Origin of the sequence: Treponema berlinense, from assembly GCF_900167025.1 — a bacterium.
In the GTDB taxonomy this organism is placed as follows: Bacteria; Spirochaetota; Spirochaetia; order Treponematales; family Treponemataceae; genus Treponema_D; species Treponema_D berlinense.
The window spans coordinates 366361-388477 of sequence record NZ_FUXC01000001.1; the positions used below are offsets into that span (position 1 = coordinate 366361).

General features: G+C 39.3%; 25 protein-coding genes and 1 tRNA gene. 12 read left to right on the plus strand and 14 right to left on the minus strand.

Annotation, left to right across the window (positions count from 1 at the left end; translation table 11 throughout):
* Positions 1–3: 3 nt before the first annotated feature.
* Positions 4–486 carry a divergent PAP2 family protein gene (locus B5D47_RS01615; protein WP_078930071.1) on the minus strand — a complete coding sequence of 161 codons (483 nt, stop codon included), beginning with the start codon at positions 484–486 and terminating at the stop codon, positions 4–6.
* A gap of 135 nt (positions 487–621) precedes the next feature.
* Here B5D47_RS01615 and B5D47_RS01620 point away from each other — a divergent pair, with 135 nt between their 5' ends.
* Positions 622–1602, plus strand: a complete 981-nt coding sequence (locus B5D47_RS01620; RefSeq protein WP_078930072.1) for an RluA family pseudouridine synthase — start codon at positions 622–624, stop codon at positions 1600–1602.
* A 7-nt stretch (positions 1603–1609) separates the two neighbouring features.
* Positions 1610–2530 (plus strand): hypothetical protein, encoded by a 921-nt coding sequence (locus tag B5D47_RS01625; RefSeq protein WP_078930073.1) that lies wholly within the window; start codon positions 1610–1612, stop codon positions 2528–2530.
* A 67-nt stretch (positions 2531–2597) separates the two neighbouring features.
* On the opposite strand, the gene pcnB is transcribed toward B5D47_RS01625, so the two are convergent.
* Positions 2598–3734, minus strand: coding sequence for a polynucleotide adenylyltransferase PcnB (gene pcnB / locus B5D47_RS01630; protein ID WP_143592571.1), 1137 nt, complete (start codon positions 3732–3734; stop codon positions 2598–2600).
* A gap of 104 nt (positions 3735–3838) precedes the next feature.
* Here pcnB and rfbA point away from each other — a divergent pair, with 104 nt between their 5' ends.
* The 4 genes from rfbA (at position 3839) to rfbB (ending at position 7480) form a co-directional block, all read left to right on the plus strand.
* The gene (gene rfbA / locus B5D47_RS01635) at positions 3839–4714 is read left to right on the plus strand and encodes a glucose-1-phosphate thymidylyltransferase RfbA (protein ID WP_078930074.1); all 876 of its coding nucleotides are present in this window, start codon (positions 3839–3841) and stop codon (positions 4712–4714) included.
* Positions 4714–5301 carry a dTDP-4-dehydrorhamnose 3,5-epimerase gene (gene rfbC, locus B5D47_RS01640; protein WP_078930075.1) on the plus strand — a complete coding sequence of 196 codons (588 nt, stop codon included), beginning with the start codon at positions 4714–4716 and terminating at the stop codon, positions 5299–5301. Before rfbA ends, rfbC begins: the two co-directional genes overlap by 1 nt.
* A 1-nt stretch (position 5302) precedes the next feature.
* On the plus strand, positions 5303–6193 hold the full coding sequence (gene rfbD, locus B5D47_RS01645; RefSeq protein WP_078930076.1) for a dTDP-4-dehydrorhamnose reductase: 891 nt from the start codon (positions 5303–5305) through the stop codon (positions 6191–6193).
* Between the two features lie 150 nt (positions 6194–6343).
* Positions 6344–7480: a dTDP-glucose 4,6-dehydratase gene (gene rfbB / locus B5D47_RS01650; protein ID WP_078930077.1), complete on the plus strand. Its 1137-nt coding sequence runs from the start codon at positions 6344–6346 to the stop codon at positions 7478–7480.
* Positions 7481–7560: 80 nt separating this feature from the next.
* On the opposite strand, the gene B5D47_RS01655 is transcribed toward rfbB, so the two are convergent.
* Genes B5D47_RS01655 through rpiB form a run of 3 tightly spaced genes read right to left on the minus strand, consistent with a single transcriptional unit; the run spans position 7561 to position 10039 of the window.
* Positions 7561–8427 (minus strand): phosphoribosylaminoimidazolesuccinocarboxamide synthase, encoded by an 867-nt coding sequence (locus B5D47_RS01655; protein ID WP_078930078.1) that lies wholly within the window; start codon positions 8425–8427, stop codon positions 7561–7563.
* A 60-nt stretch (positions 8428–8487) separates the two neighbouring features.
* A complete protein-coding gene (locus B5D47_RS01660; protein ID WP_078930079.1) occupies positions 8488–9591 on the minus strand; it encodes a mannose-1-phosphate guanylyltransferase in 1104 nt (367 codons plus the stop codon).
* 13 nt (positions 9592–9604) lie between these two features.
* The gene (rpiB, locus tag B5D47_RS01665; protein ID WP_078930080.1) at positions 9605–10039 is read right to left on the minus strand and encodes a ribose 5-phosphate isomerase B; all 435 of its coding nucleotides are present in this window, start codon (positions 10037–10039) and stop codon (positions 9605–9607) included.
* A 216-nt stretch (positions 10040–10255) separates the two neighbouring features.
* Here rpiB and B5D47_RS01670 point away from each other — a divergent pair, with 216 nt between their 5' ends.
* The 5 genes from B5D47_RS01670 (at position 10256) to B5D47_RS01690 (ending at position 13710) form a co-directional block, all read left to right on the plus strand.
* Entirely contained in the window at positions 10256–10468 is a 213-nt protein-coding gene (locus B5D47_RS01670; protein WP_078930081.1) for a FeoA family protein, read from the plus strand.
* Between the two features lie 18 nt (positions 10469–10486).
* Positions 10487–10708: a FeoA family protein gene (locus tag B5D47_RS01675; protein WP_078930082.1), complete on the plus strand. Its 222-nt coding sequence runs from the start codon at positions 10487–10489 to the stop codon at positions 10706–10708.
* Positions 10709–10729: 21 nt separating this feature from the next.
* Entirely contained in the window at positions 10730–13018 is a 2289-nt protein-coding gene (gene feoB / locus B5D47_RS01680) for a ferrous iron transport protein B (protein ID WP_078930083.1), read from the plus strand.
* 168 nt (positions 13019–13186) lie between these two features.
* The gene (locus B5D47_RS11390; protein ID WP_159443461.1) at positions 13187–13357 is read left to right on the plus strand and encodes a hypothetical protein; all 171 of its coding nucleotides are present in this window, start codon (positions 13187–13189) and stop codon (positions 13355–13357) included.
* Positions 13357–13710 carry a heavy-metal-associated domain-containing protein gene (locus B5D47_RS01690; RefSeq protein WP_078930085.1) on the plus strand — a complete coding sequence of 118 codons (354 nt, stop codon included), beginning with the start codon at positions 13357–13359 and terminating at the stop codon, positions 13708–13710. The genes B5D47_RS11390 and B5D47_RS01690 overlap by 1 nt, the downstream gene beginning before the upstream one ends.
* 30 nt (positions 13711–13740) lie before the next feature.
* Here the strand turns inward: B5D47_RS01690 and dnaB are convergent, their stop codons facing one another.
* From dnaB to rpsF, 5 genes are all read right to left on the minus strand, one after another.
* A complete protein-coding gene (gene dnaB, locus B5D47_RS01695) occupies positions 13741–15072 on the minus strand; it encodes a replicative DNA helicase (protein WP_078930086.1) in 1332 nt (443 codons plus the stop codon).
* Positions 15073–15258: 186 nt separating this feature from the next.
* Entirely contained in the window at positions 15259–15792 is a 534-nt protein-coding gene (gene rplI / locus B5D47_RS01700) for a 50S ribosomal protein L9 (RefSeq protein ID WP_078930087.1), read from the minus strand.
* A 69-nt stretch (positions 15793–15861) separates the two neighbouring features.
* Positions 15862–16182 (minus strand): 30S ribosomal protein S18, encoded by a 321-nt coding sequence (gene rpsR / locus B5D47_RS01705; RefSeq protein WP_078930088.1) that lies wholly within the window; start codon positions 16180–16182, stop codon positions 15862–15864.
* Between the two features lie 37 nt (positions 16183–16219).
* Positions 16220–16711, minus strand: coding sequence for a single-stranded DNA-binding protein (locus B5D47_RS01710; RefSeq protein ID WP_078930089.1), 492 nt, complete (start codon positions 16709–16711; stop codon positions 16220–16222).
* A 50-nt stretch (positions 16712–16761) separates the two neighbouring features.
* Positions 16762–17043, minus strand: a complete 282-nt coding sequence (gene rpsF, locus B5D47_RS01715) for a 30S ribosomal protein S6 (RefSeq protein WP_078930090.1) — start codon at positions 17041–17043, stop codon at positions 16762–16764.
* 317 nt (positions 17044–17360) lie between these two features.
* Between rpsF and B5D47_RS01725 the strand changes: the two genes are divergently transcribed.
* Positions 17361–17444, plus strand: a tRNA-Leu gene (locus B5D47_RS01725).
* Positions 17445–17523: 79 nt separating this feature from the next.
* On the opposite strand, the gene rodA is transcribed toward B5D47_RS01725, so the two are convergent.
* Genes rodA through mreC form a run of 4 tightly spaced genes read right to left on the minus strand, consistent with a single transcriptional unit; the run spans position 17524 to position 22113 of the window.
* On the minus strand, positions 17524–18834 hold the full coding sequence (gene rodA / locus B5D47_RS01730) for a rod shape-determining protein RodA (RefSeq protein WP_078930092.1): 1311 nt from the start codon (positions 18832–18834) through the stop codon (positions 17524–17526).
* A 4-nt stretch (positions 18835–18838) separates the two neighbouring features.
* Positions 18839–20737 carry a penicillin-binding protein 2 gene (gene mrdA / locus B5D47_RS01735; RefSeq protein ID WP_078930093.1) on the minus strand — a complete coding sequence of 633 codons (1899 nt, stop codon included), beginning with the start codon at positions 20735–20737 and terminating at the stop codon, positions 18839–18841.
* Complete coding sequence (gene mreD, locus B5D47_RS01740; protein ID WP_078930094.1) at positions 20737–21243, minus strand: rod shape-determining protein MreD; 507 nt, start codon at positions 21241–21243, stop codon at positions 20737–20739. Before mreD ends, mrdA begins: the two co-directional genes overlap by 1 nt.
* Positions 21244–22113 carry a rod shape-determining protein MreC gene (gene mreC / locus B5D47_RS01745; protein WP_078930095.1) on the minus strand — a complete coding sequence of 290 codons (870 nt, stop codon included), beginning with the start codon at positions 22111–22113 and terminating at the stop codon, positions 21244–21246.
* Positions 22114–22117: the final 4 nt, after the last annotated feature.

The following is a 22117-nucleotide window of genomic DNA, read 5'->3' on the forward strand; positions in this document are numbered from 1 at the left end:
AGCCTACAAAACTAAAAAACCGATGCCGACAAAAAAACCGAGAATACAGCCAACGATAACTTCCATCGGAGAATGTCCCTGAACTTCTTTTAGATTTTTGTATTCCTGGACAAGTCCCTGATCCTTTAAAAGATTTCCGATCCTGTTAATCATATTTGCCTGAATTCCGTTTGCTCTTCTTACACCGACAGCGTCGCGGATTGTAACCATAAAAAAACAGAAAGAAAGGACAAATAGTCCGGAATCAAATCCGTCCGTAATTCCAATGCAAGTACAAAGACAGGCAACAAGGGCGCTATGGCTCGAAGGCATTCCTCCGGTGCGCCATATCAGAAGCTCAACAAGCTCTTTTATGCTGTGAACTTTTCCAGCAAAAAGTTTTATTAGTGTTTTTAAAAACTGAGCAAGAAACCAACTGGAAACACAGGCAAGAAATATCGGAGAAGACAAAAGAGTTTGAAACTGTTCCCATACACCTTTAAACATACACATTATTTTATCGGTATGCGCATTTTTGTCTAGTTATTTAGGCGTTTTATGCAGACATTTTATATTGAGCTTGTATAAGTTTTGTTTTAAAAAATTGAACTTTTTATAAGTTAAGTTTATATTTTATAAATTATGGAATTCATTCGCTTTAAAACTGGAAAAGATGATGAAGGAAGAAGGCTTGACAGGATTGCAAAAAAACTTCTCTCGGAAGAAAACCTTTCGCAGCTTTATAAAGCTCTCAGAAATGGATTGATAAAAGTCAACGAAAAAAAACAGAAAGGTGAATATAGAATCCAAAAAGGCGACGAAATAAAAATTGCCTCGTTTTTGGCGGAAAATGCAGTTCCTGCAGACAAAAAAAATCAAGAAAAAATCACTCCTCTTCCAGAAGAATGGATTGTGATTCGTACTCAGGAGCTTCTTTTTTTGAACAAGCCTTACGATCTTCCTGTTCAAAAGTCAAAAGCCGGCGAACGGGCTCTAAATGTTCTGGTTCAGGAAGATTACGATTTTCAAAATATACGGAAAAGTCTTTCGTTTAGGACAGGCCCTTTGCATCGCCTTGACAGAAGAACTACAGGACTTATTGCTTTTAGCCAAAATCTTGAAGGAGCACAGGCTTTTTCCAAGGCAATTCAGGAACACAGGATAAAAAAAACTTATCTTGCGATAGTTGAAGGCGCTCTTGAACAGACAGAAACCTGGACGGAAAAAATCAGCAGAAACGAAAAAGACTTAAATAGTTCAAAATTTCATACAGTCTCTGTGGATTCCGATTCAAAAAATTCAAAGGAAAGCAATACAACGGCAATTCCGATTGCGTACGGAAAGTATAAGGGAATTCAGGTTAGTCTCGTAAAATTTATAATTTCGACAGGGAGAACTCATCAAATTCGCGCGACAAGCGCTTATCACTCACATCCTCTGCTTGGAGATACAGTTTACGGAGCAAGACAAATTTCAGAAAAGCAAAATCTTTTTCTTCATTCCTATTCTTTGGAATTTCAGGAGAATCTATTCAGCCTTCCCAAAAAAATAGTTTGTCCTCCAGGAGAAAATTTTGTTTCAGTTTTAAAATCCGCCTTGATAAACTTGCCTTGTGAATTATAATATAGGTATGAATATTGGAGAAATTCTTAATTTTAAACAAAAGCCTCTTCAAGTTTTTGCATTTTTCGGTCCTTCTGGCACTGGAAAAAGTTTTCGCGCAAAGCTTGTCGCTCAAAAATATCATATAAAAGCGATAATTGATGACGGACTTTTGATTTATGAAGACAATATTCTTGCCGGTCATTCCGCAAAGCTCGAAAAAAGTTATATGGGAGCAGTTCGCGTTGCTCTTTTTGATGACAAAAAGCACAGGGACAGCGTGGCGCTTGCAATTCAGCGCAAACAGATAAAAAAAATCCTGCTTCTCGGCACAAGCGAAAAAATGGTCAATAAGATTGCAATGCGCCTTCAGATTCCTCTTCCGGAAAAATATATAAGAATTGAGGACATTGCGACTCCCCAGCAGATTGAAGAAGCCCGCATAAGCCGGCAGATTGAAGGAAAGCATGTAATTCCTGTCCGCTCATACGAAGTAAAAGAAGCTGGAAATTATTCAAGAATTTTTGTTTCAAAAGTAAAGGTAAGCCTTTCAAAAAGAAAATTTTTCCGTCATTTTTTCAAAACCGAAGAAAAGAAGACTCCGGTCGAAGTAAATGCGAAGCTTTTTGAAAAATCAGTAGTTCGCCCGGCCTTCTCTGTTACTGCGCGAAAAAATATTTCTCAGGCCCACCTTGCAGGTCTTGCAGGTCTTGCGGTCAGGGAATTTAACAGCTTGATCCGCTTAAAAAGTTTGAATATAAAGGCGGACAAGACTGGATACCGTTTTTTTGTAACTATAGACGTTCCTTTTGGAGAGCCTCTTACAGAGCTGAGCAAAAATCTAAAAAACTACGTAACTTCGTCAATCGAAAAAAATGCGGGAATTCTCCTTGAAGATATTTCGATTATTGTAGACCACATTTTGCTTTCGGATTTAAAGACTGCATAAAAAAACACCTTAAAAACGCAAGCTTTAGCCGTCTTAAAAGGTGTTTTTGTGTTCTAATTCAATTTTTTTATCTTACTTCGGCAGTTTTTTCTTCTGCCGGAAGAAATTTTACGGTTTTTCGGACTTTAAACGCGCTTTTTGGAATCTTTATTGCGACTCCGAGTGTTTTTAAGGCCAGACGGATTGCGTATTCAAGTTCTGTGCGCTGGGGATTTATTGGAAGAACAAAATTTCTTACCTGAGTCCAAGTTTTTAAATAAAGTTCGCCAGTTGCAGTTTTTCCTGAAATTTCTTTTTTCCAGTCTGTAAGCGTATCGACAAAATCAATAATCAGATAGAACAGTTTTTGTCCGAGCCTTACAGTTTTGTCTTTTTGAACCATTCCGTCCATTTCGGCAAGATGTTTCATATAGCTTTGTTCAAATTTTTTCGACTGATACATCATGCTGCTTGCGTTCGGCTGAAGATACATATAAAGGTCTGTCTTAAGGCAGGCTGTTATTATTTCAGAGGAATGTCCGGAATTCAAAATTTTCAGCATTTCTTCTGTCAGACGGCTTGGACTTACAGGAAGCAAAAGATGCGCGCTTTTTCTGATTTTGTGTTTTAACACAAAGCCCATTTTGCAATTGCAGGTCGAACTGTATTTTACTGCGCGTAGCATTCTGACAGGGTCTTCTTCAAAAATTCTGTTCAAAGGAATTACAGGTCTTAAAATATGATTTTTTATATCCTGTACTCCACCGACATAATCGATAATCTGCTCTTTTGAAGGATCGTAATAAAGGGCGTTTAGAGTAAAGTCGCGGCGCTGGACATCTTCTTCAATCGAACCAAAGCTGTTTCCTACACTTCCGTCAACTGTCGAGCGGAAAGTTGAGACTTCAAAAATCTTTTCCCCGAAAAAAACATGGACAAGCCTGAATCTTTTTCCAATAATCCGGGAATTTCTAAAAAGTTTTTTAATTTTGCTTGGAGTTGCATTTGTAACAATGTCAAAATCTTTTGGAGTTTTTCCAGTAAGCAAATCTCTTACCGCTCCACCGACAATGTAAGTGTTGAATCCACATTCTTTTAAATGAAAAACAACTCTAAGACAGTCTGCGTCAATTTTGTCTAAAGAAATTTTATGTTCTTTTTTTGTATAAATAGCGGCGGTTTTGACAGGCCGTCCACGTCCGTCTTTGGAATATCTGTATAACACAATGCTCCTATTCTAACGAATTGATTTATTATGCTCAATAATGGTAAAATAATAAGAACAGGACTTGTATTGTCCTGAAAATTAAAAACTATGGGAGTTTTTTTATGAAGGGTATAATTCTTGCAGGAGGAAGCGGAACACGTCTTTATCCGCTTACAAGAGCTGTCAGCAAGCAGATTCTTCCAGTTTATGACAAACCTATGATTTACTATCCTCTTAGCTGTCTTATGCTTGCAGGAATCCGCGAAGTTTTGATAATTTCAACTCCACGCGATTTACCGGTTTTTAAAGAACTTTTTGGCGATGGAAGCCAGCTCGGAATGAAATTTGAATACGCAGTTCAGGACAAACCGAGAGGTCTTGCAGATGCTTTTATTGTTGGAAAAGAATTCATCGGAAACGACAGCGTTGCTCTAGTTCTCGGCGATAACATTTTTTACGGCCAGCGCTTTTCAGAAAGCCTTTCAAATGCCCGCAAACGCGTGGAATCAGAAGGCGGAGCGACAATTTTCGGCTATTTTGTAAAAGATCCGACAGCCTACGGAGTTGTTGAATTTGACAAAAACGGAAAAGCCCTCGGTATTGAAGAAAAACCTGCAAATCCGAAGTCAAACTATGCAGTTCCTGGACTTTATTTTTATGACAACAGCGTTGTAAAAATTGCGGAAAATGTAAAACCTTCTGCCCGTGGTGAGATCGAAATCACTTCTGTTAATAATGAATATTTGGCTCGGCAAAAACTCAACGTAGAAATTCTGGGACGCGGTTTTGCCTGGCTTGACACAGGAACATACGAAGGTCTTTCTGAAGCCGGAAATTTCATCGAGACGATTCAAAAACGTCAGGGAATGTATGTTGCCTGCATAGAAGAAATCTCATTTAACAACGGCTGGATTACAAAAGATGCGCTTCTTGAAATTGCAAAAGGCTTTAAAACCGATTACGGTGCTTACTTAAAATATATTGCGGAGAATTTCTAATGGCTTTTGAATTCAATAAATGCCCGATTGAAGGTTTGTGGGAAATTCAGCCAAAAATTTTTGGAGATGCCCGTGGTTACTTTGCAGAGACATATTCAGAAAAAGACTTTTTTGAAGCCGGTCTTACAATGAAGTTCGTTCAGGACAATCAGAGCGCTAGCAAAGGAGGAGTTTTGCGCGGACTGCATTTTCAGACAAAACATCCGCAGGGAAAACTCGTTCGTGCTCTCGAAGGAAAGGTTTACGATGTTGCTGTAGATTTACGAAACGGCTCTCCTACTTTCGGAAAATCTTACGGAGTTGTTCTCGATTCTCAGAAAAACAATATGTTTTACATTCCGGAAGGTTTTGCGCACGGTTTTTATGTAATTAGCGATTTTGCAGTTTTTACATATAAATGTACTGATTTTTATCATCCGGAAGATGAAGCTGGCCTTATGTGGAACGACAAGTCTATTAACGTTGACTGGCATTCAATCTGTGGAGATGTAGAGCCTCTTTTGAGCGAAAAAGACACAAAACATCCAGCCTTTGATTTTTCAAAAAAGTATTTTGATATGAGCGCCCATTGGATTGGAGAAAACTGAGATGATTTGGGTTCTTGGTTGCAGAGGAATGCTCGGTTCTCAGCTTTGTGAGCTTTTTCAAAAGAATAAACTTTCTTACACTGGAACTGGTAGCGAAGTTGATGTTACAGATTTTTCGGAGCTTGAAAATTTTGCGGATAAACTCGAGTCAAGTTCAGGTTCTAAGATTGATTTTATCGTAAATTGCTCTGCTTATACGGCCGTTGACAAGGCGGAAGACGAAAAAGAATCTGCTCAAAAAATTAATTCGGCAGGACCTTTTAATTTGGCGCGAATTGCTGAAAAAAAAGGCGCTGCAATTATTCACATAAGCACAGATTACGTTTTTGACGGAAATGCCATTCAGCCTATTTTAGAGACTGAAAAAAAATCTCCGGCCAGCGTTTATGGAAAAACAAAAGCCAGTGGCGAGGACAATATAATTTCATCAACTCAAAGATATTATATTCTTCGTACAGCGTGGCTTTACGGTTTTTACGGAAAGAATTTTGTATACACAATGACAAAAGCTATGAACAGCAGGGAAAGTGTCAAGGTTGTTTGCGACCAAAAAGGAACGCCGACAAACTGTTCGACTTTAGCTCAGGTTATTTTTGAAATTTGCAGCAAAAAAACAGTTCCATATGGAATTTACAACGTGACCGACGCCGGCCAGACCACCTGGTTTGATTTTTGCAGGGAAATCTATTCTCTTGGAACAAAATACGGACGAATTTCAAATAACTGCGCAATCAACAGCTGCACGACAGACGAATATCCTGTAAAAGCAAAGCGTCCTGCTTACAGCGTGCTTGATACTTCAAAAATCCAGTCAGCTTTGAACATAAAACTTCCAGATTGGAAACTTTCTCTCGAAGATTTTATAAAAGATGAAAGGTTTAGTGTAAAATAGTCAATTTTTTTTATTTTATGCTTTTTATTATGCAAAAGTTTGCGTCGCAAACTTTCTTATCATCGGTTGTTTCTCACTTCGTTGCGAAACAACTTAAAAAGTCAATCCTAAAACTGAAGTTTTAATCTTGACTTTTTATTGGAGAAAAATATGAGAAAACTTAAGAATGTGCTTGTTACAGGCGGAGCCGGCTTTATCGGTTCAAACTTTATTCATTATCTTTTTGGAAAATCAACAAGCGGCGAGAAAGCCTTTGAAGATGCAAATTTTTCAGGAAGAATAATCAACGTTGACTGCCTTACTTACGCAGGAAACGGAGAAACACTAGAAGACATTGACAAAACTTTTGGTTCAGGCGAGAAAGACCCTTCAAAACGCCGTTATTTTTTTGAAAAAGTAAACATCTGCGATAGAAGTGAAATCGAAAGAATCTTTAAGCAGTATGATATAGATACAGTCGTTCATTTTGCGGCAGAAAGCCATGTAGACCGCTCGATTTTGGGACCTGAAACTTTTATCAAGACAAACATCTTCGGTACTTATACACTTTTGGACGTTGCCCGCAATTACTGGGGAGTAAGCCTCGACAATCCTCGTGACGATGTTTTGTTCCACCATATTTCTACTGATGAAGTTTACGGTTCTTTGGGTCCTACTGGATATTTTACTGAAACTACAGCCTATGATCCTCGTTCACCTTATTCTTCAAGCAAAGCTTCCAGCGACCATCTTGTAATGGCATATTATCACACTTACGGGCTTCCAATTACTCTTTCAAACTGTACAAACAATTACGGTCCGTATCAGTTCCCGGAAAAACTTATTCCTTTGATGATTTTAAATATGCAGGAAAAGAAAAATCTTCCTGTTTATGGCGAAGGAAAAAACATCCGCGACTGGATTTATGTTGAAGATCACAACCGCGCAGTTTGGCTCATTTTAAATAACGGAAAAACAGGCGAAAAATACAATATCGGCGGCGAAAATGAATGGCAGAATATTACGCTTCTCGACAAACTTATCGAGCTTACCGCTAAAGAAACCGGCATGAACGAATCTGACATAAAAAGCACAATTACTCACGTAAAAGACAGACCTGGACATGACCAGCGTTATGCAATCGATTGTACAAAAATTAAAACCGAACTTGGTTGGGAAAGAAAAATGTCTTTTGAACAGGGACTTTTGCTGACTGTAAAATGGAATTTGAACAATAAAGACTGGATTAACCATATTCTGTCAGGAGAATATCTTAACTGGGTAGAAAAAAACTATTCAAAAAGATAAATCAGAATAAAACAAAAGGCTGTCTTTAGAAAAACTTCATAAAGACAGCCTTTTTTATTCTTTAATCTGATTTGAAAAAATTACAGGTCTTTTCCAGTGATTTTTTTTACACATTCGTGATAGAGCTTTGAAGTTTCTGCAACAACTTCTGCTGGAACGCTTTTAATCGTCGGATCACCGGCAAGGTTGTTTTCTTTGAGCCAGTCGCGGATAAACTGCTTGTCATAGCTTGCAGGACTTGTTCCTACCTTGTAGGTTTCTGCATTCCAGAAGCGGCTTGAATCTGGAGTCAAAACTTCATCGCCAAGAACAAGCTCGCCGTTCTCGTCAAGACCGAATTCAAATTTTGTGTCTGCAATGATGATTCCGTTTTTGAGCGCATGTTCATAACATTTCTTGTAAATTGCAAGAGCTGTTTTTTCGATTTTGCTTCCAAGGTCTTTTCCAGGGAATTTTTCATCGAGATCTTTTTTCATATAATCGATTGTCACGTTAATATCGTGACCTTCGGCAGCCTTTGTTGATGGAGTTACAATTGGCTCGTCAAGTTTTTCTGCCTGTTTGTACTCTTTGTCAAAACTGTGACCGAGGAAAGGTTCGCCCTTTTTGTATGCCTCGTACATAGAACCGAACATATAACCGCGGACAATTACCTCGTAAGGAATCATCTTGAGTTTTTTTACGAGGATTGTGCGTCCTTCAAATTCCGGGCTGCTGAATTCTTCCGGCATATCCTTTAAATCTGAAGAAATCATATGGTTTTTTACAATATCTTTTGTAAAGTCAAACCAAAAGTTTGAAAGAGCATTTAATACCTTGCCCTTGTCTGTAATCATTGTAGGAAGAATTACATCAAATGCTGAAATTCTGTCCGTTGTAACGATAACCATGCGGCCGTCTTCAAGATCGTAAACTTCACGAACTTTTCCACTGATAATTTTTTTCATATCTTACCTCATTTTATATGAATAAATATTTTCTAAAATTGAATCGCTGTTTTTGCGCAGCTACTGCTCAATTGCCTTTACGGCTGAGCGGACAAGTGAACTTTCGCCTTTTTTCATGACGAGAAGCTTTCCGTTTTTTGCAACGACAATCAAGTCCTTGACTCCGCATAAACTTACAGGAATATCGGAATAAACAAAATTGTTTTCACATTCAACCTGAACGACTTTGTTGTTCATCGGATTTGTGCAAAGTTCGCTGAAAGTGTCCCAGCTGCCCACATCTGTCCACTTGAATGTAGCCTTTACGACAGCTGCATTCTCGGATTTTTCGGCAATAGCCTTGTCAACGGCAATCGACGGGACGTCTTGATAAGTGATTTCCATTTCCGGCCAGCTTTTTATTACATAAACGCCATTAACCTGCTTTAGAGAAGGTTTTTTGCCTTTTGTAACGGCTTCAAAGGCATTGCTTACCTTTGGAGTGCACGAAAGCATTTCGTTCAGGAACATTTTTCCTTCAAAGGCAAACATTCCCGAATTCCAGAAATAATTGCCCGACTCAAAATATTCCTTTGCGGTTTTTTCGTCCGGTTTCTCTTTAAAATTTTCGATTTTAAAAGTGTGGTTTTCGCCAGTTAAGTCTTTTCCGGCCTTTATGTAGCCGTAACCTGTCGCTGCCTGTGTTGGCGCGATTGCAAAGCAGACAAATTTGCCGTTTTCTGCCGCATTGGCCGCATTTTTACAGTCTTTTGCAAATTGGTCGACTGGACTGATTACGTGATCGCTTGTAAGCACAAGAAAAGTATGGGAAGAATCCGGTTCAAGCTTGTTGATTAAATTTACTCCGAGCATGATTGCCGCTGAAGTGTGCTTTGGCGCAGGTTCTGCCAGGACTATTGATTCTGCAAGAAGTTTTCTTGCGTCCGCTTCTTCTGAACGTTCTGCCAGTTTTTTTATCTGCAGAGTACATTCATTTTCAATATCTTTCCTGGTAACGACTACGATTTTTCCGGAAATTTTTAATGCGAGCGCGCGGATTAAACTTTCCTGCAAAAAAGAAATATTGTCGTTTAAGGCCATAAACTGTTTTGGATGAGTCGGACTAGAAGCCGGCCACAAACGTTCTCCAAAACCACCGGCCATGATAATAACATCTGTAATCATTTTTTAGCCTTTATTATTTGTCAAAAAGGTCGATTCTTCTTTGGTGACGGCCGCCTTCAAATTCTGTTTCGAGAAATTTATCGGCAATCATTTCCGCCATTTCGTAGGCAATGATTCTTGCGCCCATGCACAGCACATTTGCGTTGTTGTGGCGGCGTGTGTATTCTGCCATTACAAGGTCGGTGCACAAAGCCGCACGGATTCCTTTGTGTTTGTTAGCAGCCATGCTCATTCCGATTCCTGTTCCGCAGATTAAAATTCCACAGAAAGCCTGAGTTGAAGCGACTAAGTCGCCTACTTTTTCTGCAAAAACCGGATAATCGACGCTGTCTCCAGTGTCAGTTCCAACATTGATTACTTCAAAACCTTTTGATTTTAAGTGTTCGATTAAACGTGCCTTGTACAAATAACCTGCGTGGTCGGCACCGATTGCTATAGTTTTAGACATTGTTCATTCCTGTAAAATGAAATTTGATTGAATTACAGCGAAAACTTTAGCATAAATTGCGGTTTTTGTCAGCAGAATAAAAAATAGTCCTAAAAAAATGAAAAATATATTGACAAAAAAACATAAAACTTATTATTGTTAGCAATGGTTAATAAAAGTTAGTAATTATTACTTGGATTACAATAATGCTAACTATTCTTAGCCGGAGGTTTTATTATGCCGTTGCTTTTTGCTTCAATCGGAGATGAGGTTTCTGTTGCCTCGATTACGGGCACTCAAGCTGTAAAACAGCATTTGGCTGACATGGGATTTTCTGAAGGCTCAAAAATTACGGTAATTCAGAAGATTGCAACAGGTTTGATTGTTAAGGTCAAGGATGTCAGGCTTGCAATTGACAAAAGTATGGCTGCAAAAATTCTGATTAAATAGCAGGAAATGGAGGAAAAAATGGGTACTTTAAGAGACGCTGAGGTTGGTTCTACCGTGACAGTTACAAAGCTTGACGGTGAAGGAGCATTAAAACGCCGTCTTATGGACATGGGATTTACGAAAGGCTGTAAAGTTTTTGTAAGAAAAGTTGCTCCGCTTGGAGATCCTGTGGAAGTTACAATCCGCGGATATGAGCTTTCTGTGCGCAAAGATGATGCGCAAAATATTGAAGTTGAATAAAAATCAAAAAAGAATATAAAAATGAGTACTAAAATTGCACTTGCAGGAAATCCAAACTGCGGAAAAACGACAATGTTCAATTCCCTTACTGGAACTGTTCAGTATGTTGGAAACTGGCCTGGAGTAACTGTCGAAAAAAAAGAAGGAAAGGTAAAAGGAAAAAGCGATTTGATTGTGACTGACCTTCCAGGAATTTATTCACTTTCTCCATACACAAATGAAGAAGTTGTTTCGCGCGATTATCTGGCTTCTGGCGAACCTGCTGCCGTAATCGATATTGTCGACTCGACAAACATTGAAAGAAACCTTTATCTTACAACTCAGATTATGGAGCTCGGAAAACCTGTCGTAATGGCGCTCAACATGGTTGATGCCCTTAAAAAGTCTGGAGATAAAATTGATGCGGCAAAACTTTCTGAAAAACTCGGCTGTCCAGTAATCGAAACTGTAGCTCTCCACGGAAAAGGCGTAAAGGAAATAATTGCCGCCGCGCAAAAAGCCGCTTCTGAAAAAACTAAGCCGGCTGTAATTCGTTTTTCTTCTGATGTTGAAAAGGCGATCGGCGCAGTAGAAGAGATTTTGCCTTCAGAAATTGAAGAATCTACGCGCAGATGGATGGCAATAAAAGTTCTTGAAAGGGACAGCGTGATTCTTTCAAAGCTGAAACTTGACGAAGAATCAAAAATCAAGGCTGAAAACGAAACTTGCGCCTTGGAAAAGTCTCATGACGACGATATTGAATCAATCATTACAAATGAAAGATACGAGAGCATCAATGCGATTTTGAAAGGCGTTCTTGTAAAATCTGGAAAAACGATGACCGCCTCTGACAAGATCGACCGGATTGTTACAAACAGAATTCTCGGAATTCCGATTTTCCTTGCTGTAATGTGGTTTGTTTATTGGGTTGCAGTTTCTACTGTCGGCACAATGGGAACTGACTGGGCAAATGACGTTCTGTTCGGTGAATGGATTCAGGGCGGTGCTCAGACTTTGCTTGAAAACGCTGGTGCAAATCCTGTTCTTATTGACTGTGTTGTTAATGGAATCCTTGGCGGACTTGGCGCTGTTCTTGGTTTTGTTCCTCAGATGGCGGTTTTGTTCATCTTGCTTTCGATTCTTGAAGACGTCGGCTACATGGTTCGAATCGCGTTCGTAATGGACAGGGTTTTTAGAAAATTCGGACTTTCTGGAAAATCATTTATTCCGCTTCTTATAAGTTCTGGTTGTGGCATTCCAGGAATTATGGCAAGCCGCACAATCGAGAACGAAAACGACCGCCGTATGACAATTATGACTACGACATGGATTCCTTGTGGTGCAAAACTTCCTGTAATCGCGATGATTGCCGCAATTATTGCAACTAAATTTACCAATTCTGACGGTTCGTGGGTTGGTCCTGCTATGTATGGAATTGGAATTTTAAGCGTTCTGCTTGCTTCAATCATTCTTAAAAAGACAAAATATTTTCATGGTCCGGCTGCTCCCTTTATCATGGAACTTCCTCAGTACCATATTCCTCAGTTAAAGACTGTTCTTTTGCATACTTGGGAAAGATTGTGGTCTTTCATAAAAAAAGCGGGAACAATTCTCTTTCTCGCCTGCCTTGTAATGTGGTTTCTTTCAAGCTACGGCTGGTCTGTAAAAACAGAAGAAAGTGAAAATGAGACTGTTGCGCAGCAAACTGCCGAAAAGCAGGTTTTTGGCCTTGTTGAGGATGCGAATGAGTCAATTATGGCAAAAGTCGGTGGAGTTCTTCGCTATGCCTTTATTCCGCTTGGTTTTGGAAATGAAGAAGGCGGATGGCAGTGCGCCGCTTCTGTAATTTCAGGTTTTTCTGCAAAGGAAGGAATTGTCACAACGATGGGCGTTCTTGCTGGAGCAAGCGATGAGGATACAAAAGCCCTTGCAGGAGCTGGAGATGTTTCTGATGTAATTTCGGGCGAAGAAGCTGGGGCTGAAGAAAGCGAAGACGGAAATGCAAAAAATGCAGTTGATGCAATTGCATTGTGGTTCCCGACAGGACTTGTCGCATTCTGCTTCCTTTTGTTCAACTTGCTTGATTCTCCTTGTCTTGCCGCAATTTCCACAATGGCAAACGAACTTCGCAACCGAAAATGGTTCTGGTTTGCGATTTTATTCCAGAATGCCTTCGCTTACATCGTAACCTTGATTGTTTATCAGCTAGGCAATCTTTTTACGACAGGTCATTTTGGAATAGGAACTGTCTTTGCGATAATTTTTGTTCTTATGTTCCTGTATGGACTTTTCAGAAAAAATCCGTATGCTGAAATGGATAAAAAAAATTAAAATAAATAAAGGCATTTTTTGAAAAATTTTTGAAAAAAAAATTGTAAGTTTCAGAAATTGCCTAAACCTAAAAAATATCTGTCTGAAAAAAAATTCTTTGCCGGTTTGCAAAGCAAAAAGCAAAAAAATTGGACAGATATTTTAACTTTTTTTGCTGGAGGAAAAAAAATGATTGCAAATATTTTTATTGTTTTGTTCATTGTTTTTTGGATTGTGTTTGTTGTTCACTCGATTATCAAATCAAAAAAAATAGAAAAAAAATCAGGAATTCCTGCCGGATGTTATTCTTGCAAGGCTTTTAAGGACGGCAAGTGCAAAAGCCACTGCGGAGAAAACTAATGATTGCAAATGCAGTCCTGATAATTTTATTGCTTTTGCCCTCATTTTTAGGACTAAGGGCTTTTATAAAAAGGCTCAATGGCGAAAGTTGCTGTAGCAGCGGAAATTCCGAATTAAAAATAAATCCTTTAGACAAGAATAAATCGCACTACCCTTATAAAACTCTCGTAAAAATTGAGGGAATGCAGTGTAAAAACTGCGCAAGATGCATTCAAAACAAACTTAACGAATCTGGATTTTATGCAAAAGTAAATCTTAGGAAAAAGTCTGCAAAAATCCTGTCAAAAGAAAGTCTGAGCGGCAACGAAAAAATCGAGAAAATAATAACTTCGCTCGGGTATTCTGTGGTTTAAGAGAAACTTTATCTTTAATTTCTATTTTTTTTATTCTTCCGCAGCCTTATTTTCAAACTTAGTGTATGAACTCAAGAACAGAAGGTTTACGTCTCCAATTGGACCGTTACGCTGTTTTGCAACAATCAGTTTTGCGTCCTGGACCGGATCTTTTTCGCCCTCTTCCGTCTTTTTTCGTTCACGGTGAATAAACATTACAACGTCTGCATCCTGTTCAATAGAGCCGGAACCTCTCAGCTGCGCAAGTGTCGGTTCTGCACCTTCGGCATCGCGGGCAACCTGACACAATGCAACGACAGGAATATCAAGCTCTCTGGCAAGACTTTTCAGTGATTTTGAAATTTCCGAAACCTGCTCGTAAACGGGAGCGGCTGAATTTTGCGTCGAGATAAGGCCGATGTAGTCGATAAAAATAATTTTTACACCTTTAGACTGCACCATTCGCCTTGCCATTGCGCGCAAATCCAAAAGCTGCATATTCGGAGTGTCGACGATATAAAGCGGAGAATCAAAAACCCGGCCTGCGGCATCATTTATTTTTTGCAAATCATCAAGTTTCATCATTCCCGATCGAATTTTGTGTCCAGGAATTCTGCTTACCTGAGAAAGAAGACGCTGGCCGATCTGCTCAAACGACATTTCAAGAGAGAAAAAACCGCATGGAATTTTCTGGTTGATAGCGATATTTTCCATCATAGAAAGGGCCATAGCCGTTTTTCCCATCGAAGGACGCGCGCCGATAATGCTCAGTTCAGACTTCTGAAAACCGCTTGTCATGCTGTCAAGCCTTGTAAAACCGCATGGAATTCCAGAATAAGTGTCGTGGTTGTGATAATGCTGATGAATTATTTCAGACGTTCTCTGGACAACCTCGTGCATATCATGAATCTGAATTGTCTGTCCCATATCAGTAAGGGCAAAAATCTTTTTTTCCGCTTCTTCGAGGATTGAACGGCTTTCACGTGACTCATCAAACGCAGAAGCCTTGATTTCTGAAGAAATTTTAATTAGGCTTCGTCGGGTTGCTCTGTCCAAAACGACATGCGCATAATAATCGATGTTTGCGGCAGAAGGAACTTCATTTGTAAGGGAAGCGATATAAGCTCCGCCGCCCGCTTTTTCCAGCTCATTGTTTTTAGAAAGCTCATTTGTGAGAGTAAGAATGTCTCCGGTTATTCCGCTTCCGAAAAGTTTTATGAGCGTGCTGTAAATAATCTGATTTTGAAGTGAATAAAAATGTTCCGGGAGCAAAAACGTTACAACATCCTGAATCGAAGTCCAGTCAAGAAGCATTGCCCCTAAAGTTGCAACTTCCGCTTCAAGATTGTGTGGCGGAATCGAGTCTTTTAATCGTTCGTCCATTATTTGCTCCTGTAAAAATTTATTTTGATTTTTGAATTATAGTGCCGCTGCGATTTTTATCTTTTTCATAAAAAACTCAGCGACAGTCTAATTTTTTTATATTCAAAAATAGACAAAAAAAGCCGGAAAAATTTCCGGCCTTTTATTCAAACTGTCTGAATTTTTTCAGATTTTGAAAGTAAAAAACTATTCAGCCTTTTCTTCTGCTGGAGTTTCAGCAGGTTCTGCAGGGGCTTCTTTTTTAGAAGAAACTTCCTCTGCTTTGCTGTCTGTAGTCTGCCCTTTTACAGAAATTTTTACTTCAGCGTTTGTTGATTCGTAAAGGTGAATCAAAGCTGTGTAGTGTCCTACACTCTTAATTGTAACACCCTGAATTTCAATGCGTTTGCGTTCAATGTCGAAACCATTTTTGTTCAAGAAGTCAGCAACTGTCTGACTTGTAACGGCACCGTAAAGTTTGCCGTTTGCAGCTGCAGGAACTGTAAGGTCAACGAGTGTTGCTTCAAGCTTGTCTTTTGTGCTTGCAGCATCCTTTCTCTTAGCTTCTTTGCGGGCTTCGATTTCTGCTTTGCGTCCTTCGAAATATGCTACAGTGTCAGCATTGTATGGAACAGCAAACATGTGTGGGAAAAGGAAGTTGCGGGCATAACCGTTAGCAACATTTTTAACATCTCCCATTTCTCCGAGATGTTTTACGTCTTCATTAAGAATTACTTTCATTTTTCAAGCTCCTCTTGATATTAAAAAACGGCGTCACCAGGAGTTGGATCGTCGTTTTATTATTATTTTTTATTCTGCAACGAATGGAAGCAGACAGATTGCACGGGCACGTTTGATTGCAAGAGCAACTTCGCGCTGGTGTTTAGCACAAGTTCCTGTAATGCGGCGTGGAAGAATCTTACCGCGTTCAGTTGTAAAGCGTTTAAGACCATCTGCATCTTTGTAATCGATTTTTGCTTTATTAGCACAGAAACGGCAAACCTTCTTGCGGAAGAATTTTTTACCTCTGCGAGCACCTTTTTCTTCGCCTTCGCGACCGTCTGAAGCGCCCTGTGTATCTGTTACATTTACTTTCTGTTCAACTTCGTTAGTTGTTACTTCGTCTGACATATTAAGTCTCCTAAAAATTGATTTTAATGATTAAACATTAAAATGGGATATCTTCTGAATATCCGCCGCCATTTCCACCAAAAGAAGGACTTTCTACAGGTGGCTGATAAGACTGCTGCTGTGCAAAACCATTATTCTGCTGGAATTTCGGAGTGTACCCCCCTGACGACTGAGCGCCGCCGTTATCCGATCTTCCGCCAAGAAGCATTACACTGTCAGCAACAATGCCTACCTTGCTGAATTTCTGACCGTCTTTTTCCCAACGGTCCTGACGCAAATATCCTTCTACGGCAATCTGCTTGCCTTTTGTAAGGTATGGCTTAAGGTTTTCTGCGGTTTTACCCCAGATTGTTACATCGAAAAAGTTTGCTTCATCAACCCACTGATCACCCTGTTTACGGCTACGGTTCACCGCAATGCTGATATTAGCACGCGCCTGACCATTTGGAGTATAAGCAAAATCACGCTGATCATTTCCCAAGTCACGGACAAGACGTCCAACAAGGACTACACGGTTAATATCTGTCATAAAACGCCTCCAGGCTGTTATTTACAGTGTTTATTTAGATGAAAATAATTCTAGTCTTCGATTTTTACAAAAAGCCACTTCAAGAGGTTCTGTGTCAATTTGAACTGACTTTCGATTTCTGTAATTTTTGCAGGATTTGCACTAACTGTAAAAAGAACGAAACGACCGCGTTTCTGTTTTTCGATAACATAAGTCAAGTCACGGTCACCGTAAGACTCTTCTTTGTCGATTTTTGCACCGAAATTTGCAAGCACTGAGCGAACTGCATCAGAAGCTGCCTTAAATTTGTCTTCTTCTGTAGAGAAAACAGTCATAAGTTCATACTTTCTCATCTTGTATGTTCTCCTTATGGTCAAATGGAAACTTCATACGAAGTCTCAAGGGGTTAGTAAAAATATAGCTTTTTTTTGCAGTCTGGTCAATATGAAAAAAAGGCATTGTAAAAATTCGGGGCCATTTTTGCTTCGCAAAAACCGGGCTTTCCAGGGCTGCGGCATTCGCCTCCGACCAAAGGCAGGCCTTTGTTTTCGCTTCGCTCACCCTTGCAATCCCTTGTCCAAGATATGCCTAAAATACAAAAAATCAAAAGCCGGATAATTGACACGATAAAAAGTTTTTTGCATAATATAAAAATCATATCTTATTTATTGCCCGGGTGGCGGAATTGGCAGACGCGCTAGGTTCAGGTCCTAGTGTTCGCAAGGACATAGGGGTTCAAGTCCCCTCCCGGGCATCTTTTTTTATAATCCGTTGAAAAAATTCCAAAAATCCTTATCTATTTTTTCTTGAGCACTTTATTTTCCGTTTTAGTTTTACAGTTCGAACTTATGTCCTTTTATGCTCATAACGAGCCCTATGCAAATCATTGCGGTCCAAAGTGACGAGCCGCCATAAGACAAAAAAAGCAGAGGAATTCCTGTGATCGGCATAATTCCCATTACCATTCCAACATTTACGATAAAATGAAAGAAAAACATTGCAAGAATTCCTGAAATTATAAAATATCCGAATTCATTGTTTGTTGCCCTCATAATATAAACCATTCTAATGAGAATTCCAAAATATAAAACAAAAACCGCCATGCAGCCGACAAAACCAAATTCTTCTGCCAAAATGCTAAAAATAAAGTCCGTGCTCTGTTCTGGCAAAAAACGGTAATGGCTTTGTGTTCCGCGTAAAAATCCCTGGCCAAATAAGTTTCCTGAGCCAATCGCTATTTTAGACTGGATTATATTCCAGCCGGCACCTCTTGGGTCGGAGTCCGGATCTATAAAAACAATCAGTCTTTTTATCTGGTAATCTTTTAGAACCTTTCCCGCGACTTTTGAAAGTATCAGGGCTGCGCAAAACATTCCTGCATAATACGCAATCCAGTAAAAATATTTATTTTCTGGAAAGAAAAATTTGCCTGTTACTCCAATAAGGCAGATTGCAAACGATGCAATAATTACTAGAAGGCTTAATTTTCCATTTGTAAGGACGCTGATCAGTTTGTAATTGATATGGGCAATTTCACTCTGATAAATCGGAAGAACTGTAAAAATTATTGTCAAAAGTCCGCCTGCAAATATAAGAAAAATGTAGCGAAGCGGAAGTCCTGCGACAAAGCACATTAGTAAAAAAATCGGAATGTAAACCATTGCAGTTCCAAGGTCAGGCTGCAAAAGAATCAGTCCTGTCGGAAGAAGAAAAATTCCCAGGGAAATAAAAAATCTTTTTCTTGGGGATTCTGATTTTGAATTTGCAAGGTACAATGCCAAAAACATAATATAGACAACCTTGCAGAATTCGGAAGGCTGAATTCCAAACGAGGCAAAACCAATCCACGAGCGCGCGCCGTTTACATAGCGTCCAAAAATTCTTGTATAGATTAAAAGAAGCGCGAAAGCGGCATAAAGATACGGTACATAGCGAATAATCCTTCTGTAATCAGTTATTGCTGTCAAAAGCAAAAGGACAATTCCGATTCCAGCCCAGATAATCTGTTTTACATATTCCTTAGAAACCAGAAAGCCCTCGGAATTGACCGCAGATGAATAGATGAACATAATTCCAAGCGAAACTAGAAAAAGTACGCAGATAAAGAGAAAATAATCAAATACCTGAAAAAATTTTGCCTTCATTCTATTATTCCTGTCTGTTCTTTGTCTTTACCAAATATCTAAAGCCTAGAGTATCGATTGCCTCGTCAAAAGTCTGGTTTGCCAAAATTCCCTGAAAAATGATGTTCGTACAATACGGCGCCCACCATTCCCAGTCGTTTACAGCTTCGACAAGCACAGAAACAACATATTGCTCTTCAACTGGAGCATCGTAAGGACCGTAAGCAACCATCCAGGAATGCCAGTGATTTTTTTGAGCACCGTTGACTTCGGCGGTTCCCGTTTTTCCTGCAAGCTGAAAACGTCTGTTGTTCATAGGGTATTGCGCGGTTCCGTCGGTAATCATATAGCGCATATCTTTTTGAACTTCTTTCCAGACTGCATTGTCAATATTCGATTCCCTCAAGATTTCAGGTTTTCTAACTTCGATTGTCTCGTTTGTAGACGGATCCCGCACTTCTTTTAAAAGATGAGGTTTATAAATTTTTCCCTCATTGCAAACCATTGCAACCATATTCGCAGCATGCATTGGAGTAACGAGAGTATAGCCTTGTCCAATCGACATATTCATAGTATCTCCGTCTTTCCAGGTTTCATGATAACGGCGCTCCTTCCACTGGCTTGTCGGAACAAAACCTATAGACTGTGCTGGAAGATCTATTCCAAGGCTTTCTCCAAAACCAAATTCTTTTGAATAAGAAGCGATCTTATCTACGCCAAGATTATCTCTTCCGACAATCCAATAGTAAACATCGCATGACTGGGCAAGCGCATTTTTTAAATCGAGGTAGCCGTGTCCCGGATATTTTATGTGGCAGGTAAAAGTTCTGTTTCCATGGACAATTCGACCAGGACACTCAATCTTTTTTTCTGGCGGAATCGCTTTTTCTGCCAGAATTGCAGTTGTCATAATTATTTTAAAAGTAGAAGCCGGAGGATAAACTGCATTTACCGCACGGTTTAAAAGAGGATTATTCGGACTTGTCGCAAGTTTTGCGTATTCGCTGGCGGCATCATCAGAATTAAAAAGGTTTTGGTCATAAAAAGGATAACTTACCATTGCCAAGACTTCTCCATTTGAAGGTCTTAAAACAACAGCCGCACCTACTCTTTTTCCAAGCGCCTGTTCTGCAAGTTTTTGAATGCGGGAATCAATCGTCAAAACAAGATTTTTTCCAGGTTCTGGAGGCTGAATTACCGGAATATCAGAAATAATATGTCCGCGGGCATCTACAGTGCGGCTTTCAAGTCCGGCCTTTCCCTGGAGATAGCGGTCATACTGCTTTTCAATTCCTGTTTTTCCAATAATAGAATTGGCCTTATAACCGTGATTATACATCACATTGAATTCATCTTTTGTAATATCTCCGACATATCCGATTACATGGCTTATGGAACCTGTTTCAACGTAGTTTCGCATTGGTTTTGAACGCCAGCTTACTCCCGGAAGGTCAGTTATATTTTCTGCGATATTGGAAATCGTATTAAAAGGCACATTTACGCGAATTTCAATCGCCTTGTAAGAATTTCTCATCCTGGCAGGAATTTTCTTATCAATATAACTTTTTGGAACATCAAGGTATTTTGCGAGTTTTGAAACTACAGTGTCATAATAACCGGAAGGAATTTCAGCAGGAATAAGGTCAACCGCAAAAGAATCTGTGTTAATGACCAAAGGAAGATAAGCGTTTCTGTCAAAAATTTCGCCGCGTTGTGCGGGAATCGTCTTTATCTGGCTTGAAATAGTTCTTGAACGCTGTCTGTAAGCCTTTCCTTCAACAACCTGAAGGCTGAAAAGTTTAACCGTATAAATAAAAAAAGTTAAAGCAAGTCCCAAAAGAAGAATGATGATGCGGAAATTTTTTTTTGAGGCGGCAAGACTTTTTTCGTAGCTGGAAAACAAGTCGTTATTAAAATCGTCCATTAACGAACCTTCTCTAAATCAAGGAGAATTCCATTTTTGAAAATATTTAAAAACTTAAAAACAAAAGGAGCCAAAACTGAATTTAAAAGAAGTTCAAATCCAAAAGAAATAGAAAAAATGCTGTAACTGACATTAACGTTCGGATAAAAAACAGCGATTAACCATAAGACAAAGGCTTTAAACAACGTAGAAAATGCGCCGAGTATAAATGGAAAAAACATTCCGTTTATATTCAAAGTTTTGCTGAAAAGTCCTGCAACATAGCCAAAAATTGTGCGTAGCAGACAGTTATAGCCAAAAGGAGCTGCACAGAAAAAATCAAGAAAAAGACCGCTTGCAAAACCTGAGCATGCGCCAAAAAGACGTCCATTGTTCAGGCTAAAATAAAGGGAGCAAAGCAAAATAAAATCAGGAACTGCCGGCAAAATTAAAATATTTGAAAGCACGGCGCTTTCAAGCAGGGCGAATCCCAGAAAAAAAAGACAGGCAAAACCAAAAGATTTCATTTACCGGCGACTCCCTTCCAGCAGCGGATTTGGTTCTTTTAAATCTGTCACAATGACAGTTTCAAGACGTGCAAAATCAACGACAGGAGTAATTTCTATATTAAGAGACGAATCGTATTCAACTACCATAATATTTGTAATCGTGCCGACAGGAATATCAGCAACATAATTATCAGTTTCTCCGGAAGTAACTACAATATCACCAAAATTAAGTTCAGAAAGAACCCTCTTTTTGATATATTTCATTTGCAGTGGAGAATTTGCATTTCCGCTTCCGCTTACCAGTCCAATATCACGCGTATTTTGAATTCTTGAAGAAACAACGCATTTTGAATCGTAAACTGGCATTACAAGGCTTGTTTCCAGACCGACGGTAACAATTTTTCCGACAAGACCAGTTGTTCCGTTCTGAACCGCAATAACCGACATTCCTTTTTTTATGCCGCTACGGCTTCCCTTGTTTATTGTAATTCCCGAATAGATATTGTCTGGATTTCGTCCGATTATCTGGGCAGGAAAATTTTTCTGCTCTATGTGAGTAGCAAACTGAAGCTGTTCTCTCAGACGCTCATTTTCCTTTCGAATTTCAGTATTATTTCTCTGCAAAAATTCATAATTTTTAAGTTTTTCTTTTAATTCCTGATTTTCTGCTTTTAGGCTTTTGAGTTCTGCAACCGCCGTAAAAACTCCGGTCACGCCGTCGCAAACCGAGTAAACCGCTTTTTGCAGCGAGGTTACCACAGAAAAACCAACTCTCTGAAAATTGACTACAAACCCACCGCCACTAAAAGCAAGCGCCAGTCCAGACAGAAAGAGAAGAATTAGGAATACGAATTCTGCAAAACTAAAAGAAAATGAACGCCGTGCCATTTTT

Bases quoted from the DNA above. Each gene is read 5' to 3' on its own strand.
- rfbC (WP_078930075.1), top strand. From the start codon at position 4,714: ATGGCTTTTGAATTCAATAAATGCCCGATTGAAGGTTTGTGGGAAATT.
- B5D47_RS01670 (WP_078930081.1), top strand. From the start codon at position 10,256: ATGCCGTTGCTTTTTGCTTCAATCGGAGATGAGGTTTCTGTTGCCTCG.
- B5D47_RS01690 (WP_078930085.1), top strand. From the start codon at position 13,357: ATGATTGCAAATGCAGTCCTGATAATTTTATTGCTTTTGCCCTCATTT.
- feoB (WP_078930083.1), top strand. From the start codon at position 10,730: ATGAGTACTAAAATTGCACTTGCAGGAAATCCAAACTGCGGAAAAACG.
- rodA (WP_078930092.1), bottom strand. From the start codon at position 18,834: ATGAAGGCAAAATTTTTTCAGGTATTTGATTATTTTCTCTTTATCTGC.
- dnaB (WP_078930086.1), bottom strand. From the start codon at position 15,072: ATGGACGAACGATTAAAAGACTCGATTCCGCCACACAATCTTGAAGCG.
- rplI (WP_078930087.1), bottom strand. From the start codon at position 15,792: ATGAAAGTAATTCTTAATGAAGACGTAAAACATCTCGGAGAAATGGGA.
- B5D47_RS01660 (WP_078930079.1), bottom strand. From the start codon at position 9,591: ATGATTACAGATGTTATTATCATGGCCGGTGGTTTTGGAGAACGTTTG.
- rfbD (WP_078930076.1), top strand. From the start codon at position 5,303: ATGATTTGGGTTCTTGGTTGCAGAGGAATGCTCGGTTCTCAGCTTTGT.
- rpsR (WP_078930088.1), bottom strand. From the start codon at position 16,182: ATGTCAGACGAAGTAACAACTAACGAAGTTGAACAGAAAGTAAATGTA.
- B5D47_RS01615 (WP_078930071.1), bottom strand. From the start codon at position 486: ATGTTTAAAGGTGTATGGGAACAGTTTCAAACTCTTTTGTCTTCTCCG.
- rpsF (WP_078930090.1), bottom strand. From the start codon at position 17,043: ATGAGAAAGTATGAACTTATGACTGTTTTCTCTACAGAAGAAGACAAA.
- B5D47_RS11390 (WP_159443461.1), top strand. From the start codon at position 13,187: ATGATTGCAAATATTTTTATTGTTTTGTTCATTGTTTTTTGGATTGTG.
- rfbA (WP_078930074.1), top strand. From the start codon at position 3,839: ATGAAGGGTATAATTCTTGCAGGAGGAAGCGGAACACGTCTTTATCCG.
- rpiB (WP_078930080.1), bottom strand. From the start codon at position 10,039: ATGTCTAAAACTATAGCAATCGGTGCCGACCACGCAGGTTATTTGTAC.
- mrdA (WP_078930093.1), bottom strand. From the start codon at position 20,737: ATGGACGATTTTAATAACGACTTGTTTTCCAGCTACGAAAAAAGTCTT.
- B5D47_RS01625 (WP_078930073.1), top strand. From the start codon at position 1,610: ATGAATATTGGAGAAATTCTTAATTTTAAACAAAAGCCTCTTCAAGTT.
- B5D47_RS01710 (WP_078930089.1), bottom strand. From the start codon at position 16,711: ATGACAGATATTAACCGTGTAGTCCTTGTTGGACGTCTTGTCCGTGAC.
- rfbB (WP_078930077.1), top strand. From the start codon at position 6,344: ATGAGAAAACTTAAGAATGTGCTTGTTACAGGCGGAGCCGGCTTTATC.
- B5D47_RS01655 (WP_078930078.1), bottom strand. From the start codon at position 8,427: ATGAAAAAAATTATCAGTGGAAAAGTTCGTGAAGTTTACGATCTTGAA.
- mreC (WP_078930095.1), bottom strand. From the start codon at position 22,113: ATGGCACGGCGTTCATTTTCTTTTAGTTTTGCAGAATTCGTATTCCTA.
- B5D47_RS01620 (WP_078930072.1), top strand. From the start codon at position 622: ATGGAATTCATTCGCTTTAAAACTGGAAAAGATGATGAAGGAAGAAGG.
- mreD (WP_078930094.1), bottom strand. From the start codon at position 21,243: ATGAAATCTTTTGGTTTTGCCTGTCTTTTTTTTCTGGGATTCGCCCTG.
- B5D47_RS01675 (WP_078930082.1), top strand. From the start codon at position 10,487: ATGGGTACTTTAAGAGACGCTGAGGTTGGTTCTACCGTGACAGTTACA.